The organism is Methanospirillum sp. (assembly GCF_028679455.1).
In the GTDB taxonomy this organism is placed as follows: Archaea; Halobacteriota; Methanomicrobia; order Methanomicrobiales; family Methanospirillaceae; genus Methanospirillum.
Map to the genome: position 1 here is coordinate 1 of NZ_JAJRBM010000459.1, position 5,188 is coordinate 5,188.

At 47.5% G+C, this 5,188-nt stretch carries 4 protein-coding genes; 2 read left to right on the forward strand and 2 right to left on the reverse strand.

The features are described from left to right. Together LUQ50_RS15830 and LUQ50_RS15835 are read left to right on the forward strand one after the other, a co-directional pair. The coding region (locus tag LUQ50_RS15830; protein WP_300041401.1) for a protein kinase at window positions 1–1,563 on the forward strand (1,563 nt) is incomplete at its 5' end. 69 nt (window positions 1,564–1,632) lie between these two features. Next, window positions 1,633–4,152: a protein kinase gene (locus tag LUQ50_RS15835; RefSeq protein WP_300041403.1), complete on the forward strand. Its 2,520-nt coding sequence runs from the start codon at window positions 1,633–1,635 to the stop codon at window positions 4,150–4,152. 94 nt (window positions 4,153–4,246) lie between these two features. Here the strand turns inward: LUQ50_RS15835 and LUQ50_RS15840 are convergent, their stop codons facing one another. Together LUQ50_RS15840 and LUQ50_RS15845 are read right to left on the reverse strand one after the other, a co-directional pair. After that, complete coding sequence (locus tag LUQ50_RS15840) at window positions 4,247–4,792, reverse strand: hypothetical protein (protein WP_300041405.1); 546 nt, start codon at window positions 4,790–4,792, stop codon at window positions 4,247–4,249. 51 nt (window positions 4,793–4,843) lie between these two features. After that, a partial coding sequence (locus LUQ50_RS15845; RefSeq protein ID WP_300041407.1) for a winged helix-turn-helix domain-containing protein occupies window positions 4,844–5,188 on the reverse strand: 345 nt, incomplete at its 5' end.

The window sequence follows — 5,188 nt, forward strand, 5'->3', positions numbered from 1 at the left end:
AAAACCATCCGGGTTATTTCACAGGATGGAATTTCATCAGGTTCTGTTGGTTCAATAATTGTCTCATCAATACCTACCGGATCACAGGTTCGAATTGGGGAAGATGTGCGGGGAAAAACACCACTCACGATTCCTGATTTAATGCCTGCTACCTATGACCTGAGTGTCTCTTCTCCTGAATACAAAACCAAATTCACACAGGTAAAGGTTGAAGCGGGTTCGGTTAGCAGACTCAGGGTTGATCTGACCAGTACAAATAAAACCGAGATCTCCATTGAAAAGGACGAACGATACACGCTACTTGGATTTTTGAAAGCAAATCTCCCTCTTCTGATCCTCACTATCGCAATCCTGTTCTTTGGGCTGCAGATGCTGATGATGGACACAAAACGGTTTCCCGAGAAACATCCGCTCAAGCTGCTCGTCCGCCCGATAACCTTTGTCCCGGTAAACTTTGAAGGAAAAAGTACTTCACGCAAATCAGGTCTCAAAGGCAAATCAGCCGGCTCTGATGGGTCAGGTTCCGGTATCGGGGAAACCGGGACAAAGCGTGGGGCTGCCGGGGGTACGAAAACATCAGGGCAGACAAAATCACGTTCTGATGAACTGAAAGATAAAAAGCCGGGATCAGGCGAGAAGAAAGATCGGAAGGGTTTGAAAGGAGAAGATGCCGAAGATCTGAAGGTTACTGATGTTGATCAGCAGTATCAGGATATTTCTAATCCGTTTGGATTCCCTGACGGGTTGAAAGACCGATATGAACCCCTTGGTGTGGCTGGAGATGACCCCTATGCCCGGGTATTCAAGGTCAGAAAAAAAGATAACGGAAGCATTCGCGCCCTGAAGGTCTCTCATGCCAAACATGCAACGAGTGAGATCCTCCAGAAAGAAGCGTCGGTCTGGAAAAACATCCGCCATCCCAATATCGTGCGGTTGTATATGGCTGAATTTGAAGAGGAACTCACGTTTCTTGATCTGGAATTTCTTGAGGGCATCCGGTATCGGGGAGGAGCGCTCACCTCTCTGTCAGCCTTACCCAAACCGATTCGGGAGAAGTATGCAGTCTCGCTGATACGTGATGTTGCTGCAGGTCTCAAGTTCACTCATGGTCTGGGAATCAGGCATTATCATCTGCAGGCAGGAGATATTCTGCTAACCCCAAAGATGCAGGCAAAGATCTCGGGTTATGCCAGGGGTAAGAATGAACTCGGATTCGCGGTGCCCGAATCTGATACGCGAGAGGTGACCGCAGCGTATATTGCTCCTGAACAGAAGGATGAAGTGGTTTTTGGGAATCCGGGACGAAAGACTGACATCTATCAACTCGGGGTGATCTTTTATGAACTCCTGACCGGGTCTCTCCCATACTCAAGGCAGACTGCTGACCGGGCAACCGTTGAGTGGCATGAAAAGGATGTCAGGTTGATTCTGCCTTCTGAAATCAGGAGTGACCTTGCCCGTTATGATCATATCCTGTCACGAATGCTTGCGGTTGAGAAAAAATTGCGATATGCAACCGTAGAAGAGTTTCTAACTGATCTCGATGCTCTTCCCTCAGTCTAATCAGATCCATCGTTGATGAACCGATATGTAGATATCTTTTCATGTGAATCTGATTGATTAAGAATAAATATGCCCCGAATCCCGGTTTTTGTAACCCTTATCCTGCTCTCCCTTATGCTGCTGGTTTTTGTGGCTGGTGCAGAGGAGCAGTATTCTGATTATTCCGACGTGGGTTTTGGGCTTTCATATGTCAAAGATACGATACCTGACCGGTTAGAGCCTGGCCGTTCGTATCCGGTGCTGGTGACCTTTAGGAATAGCGGACTGGTGTCCTGGGACCGGAAAAATCACCGCATTGGAATGGTTTATGGAGGAAACCTCACCGAAGTGGTAGCCCTTCCTTCTTTTGTTGAAATTTCTGAGAAAGCACCTGTTTTTCCCGGCAAAGAAGTCTCGTTTGCACTGACTCTTCTCCCGGTTGCGCTTCCCGGTGACTATACCATCTCATTTTATGTAGCCTTTCAGACTGCACAGGGTGAGAAGAGAGTCACCGAAGTCTGGTCTAAAAAGATAATTATTGTTCCGACCGACGGGGTTTCATCACCGCTGAACGGCTCGATTAGTGTTGACAGTGTGTATTCTGATCTCTCGATCTCACTGAATGGGCAAACGATGGGCACCACTCCCTGTATTATTCCTGATCTAAAACCAGGTTCGTATGACCTTATCGTAAGTGGGATCGTGTCCCGGACTATTCCGGTACACGTTGAGAAGAGCACGCTTTCACGGGTATTTATTGGAAATGTAACGGTTGAGCCTGTCATTGATCTGAAGAAGATCAACGTAGTATCCAACGGGACACTGTTTGAGTATCTCGAAGCAAATATCCCCCTGGTTGGTATTGTCTCGCTGCTTATTGTTGGTTGTATCGCACTAATGGTCCGAGGTGTTCGTCTCCGAAGAAAGCAGGAGTCTGAAGATAAAGAGAATCTGGAGACAATGGGTACCAAACGGCAGTTGGACGGGGCATCATCGCTGGAGGAAAAAGACCTGCTGGACAAGTACCATTCACATCCATCCCTTCTTGAGCAGGCATCTCCGGGTTCTGATCCCGGGTCTGGTTCAGATGCAGGTCCGAAGGTCATTGATGTTGCAGTAGGCGGGATGAAGAACGTACGGAAATTTTCCCGCGACATGTTGGATAAAAATCGTCCAGACCAGGAAAAAGGGCAATCTGGCGGTTTGGGTATTTCGCCAGGTAAAGAGGACACTGCCTTACAACCGGTAACGATCTCATTAGATCGTCTTGAGGTCAGACCACGATCTGCAGTGGCTCATTTCTCTGCCCTGAACCAATCAAAGGAATCCCTTTCGGTTGAAGGGGTATCACTAGGGCCGGGAATGTCAGCCCTGGTGCCGGTTGAGGTTACAGAGCCGGATACTGATGAGTACGAGATGACCATCTCCCTCAAGGTTCTCTCCCAAAAAGGTCAGGAATTTTTCCGGTATATGCAGATCCCCTATAATCGGGGAGTAGCTCTGCTTGCCCGTGGGATGATGGAGAAAGCGTATGAATATTTCCAGCAGTTCGTTCGGAAACAGCCAGGACATATCGATGCTCTCATCAGGCAGGCCGGGGTTCTTCTCACCTGGGGTCTTGAAGAGGAGGCTGAGGCACTGCTCAATGAGGTACTGGCAGTGGATCCAAATCAGGCAGAAGCGCTGGAGATATTGAAACAGATTGCTGCCAAAAAAGAGAAACGGATACAGGAGAAGAAAAAAGAAGTTGAAAGACCGAAAATACCCGGGTTTCCCGATTCTCTTAACGATAGGTATACTCCTATACGACTCCTCGGAAAGGATGCATTTGCCTCTATTATTCTTGCTCTTCGCAATGACACCGGGGAACTCCGTGCTCTGAAGATTGCACATGAAGGTGCTGACGTTGGCTCCTCCCTCTTCACCGAGATATCCGTATTATACCAGTTAAAGCATCCCAATGTGCTCAAAATGTTTCGTGCTGAATTCACTCCAGCCCTCTTCCTTGAACTTGAGTATGCATCCGGAATTCAATGCTCTAACAGGTTATGTCGGACACTGAGTGACCTTGAACATCCGGTTCCTGAAGAGGCAATGGTCGTGATTATTGAGCAGATTGCGTTGGGACTTTCATACCTGCATCAGAAAGGTGTCAGGCATTACCACCTTTCTCCTCGTCATATTCTGCTGGATGAGCCGATGACCCCGAAGATATCAGGGATTATCCAGGAATCGGTCTCACGAAGTGGAACTGAAACTGTGTCTCCTGCTCTCTGTTTGGCCCCCGAACAGATCTCCCGGGAAAAATTTGGGAAACTCGGAAAAAGAACCGACATTTTCCAACTTGGAGCAGTCTGGTACTGGCTGATGACTGGAAAAACACCCTACCCGGATGGTTCAGTTTCCAATGACGGTGAGGGGGGCTTTGTGTCTGGAGTATATCTCCCGCTGGGTCTTACTCACCCGGGGTATTCCCAATATGATCCATTGCTGAAAAAAATGCTGGCACTCGATAAACACGATAGATATAGTTCTGTGGATGAATTCATAGCCGAATTGAAAGGATTGGGTCTGCAGGATGAAAGTGTAGATCTCCAAAATGAGTCCTGATCTATTTTGGACCAACTCTTCCCGATCTATTTGTTTGGTGTAATCTTCCTGCAATTCTTCGGTCATCTTATCAACCGTTAATGCAGGGTGTAATTCAACTGTTAGGTTTAGAACACCCGCAAGAGTTCACTTTTGCCTTGGAGGTGATCAATTTTATGTTGACCGGTTCTGATGCTGATATCTGGTTACCGCTCCCATCATTAGTTCCCGAATTGTGTATAACAGGGATTGAAACCGTCAGATCATACTCTCCCGTGGGGACACCTGTGGGAACGAGGTAATCGGGGTTTATCATCCGCTCTTCTCCACCTTTTAGTGGTGATATCTGGCTGTTTTTAGATATTAACAGGTAATCCCCGAGCATCGCCTTTATCTGCACCTGCTCTGTGGAATCATCAGCAGACCCGTTATTCCGGATGGATATATTGGGATGTATTGAAGTTCCCGGCTCAATCCAGGAGGTCTGTACTGGTAGTGTTACGGTAACAATCTCGTAATCAGGCCCTGCTGCCTGAGTTGTCGTGGTCTGATTCAGATCAGGTGTGGTGGATGCTGATCCGATAGTTACGATAACAAAAAATGTCATTAGAAATAGAAACTTGACCGGACCGGTGATAAAAGAGACCTCTGATAGCTTCATTCAATGAGCATTATACTATATTCCTTATTAAATCAATTCCTTACCCTACCATTATCGGGGGCATGGTACCTCGTGTTTACCTGGATTCTGGGGGGAGAATGCCAGGAGGTTTTCCCGAGTGAGTTCCCTGGATACAGCCCCGTCCGGATAATATCTTGTAAACCTTCCATCCCGCTTTACCTGGATCAACTGCTCATCTATTAAACTCTGTACACTCCGGGTTACCGTAGGTCCTGCTACTCCGAGATGCAGCGCAAGATCTCCTCTTGTAAGACCTGGTTCTTTCATAATGATCCGGAGAATCCGGGAACTAGCGGCTGTCAGCATCCGTGAAATTAGAATTCGCTCTTGTCGTGAGTATCTTCCATGATTTTCAAAGTAATGACTGACACCCCC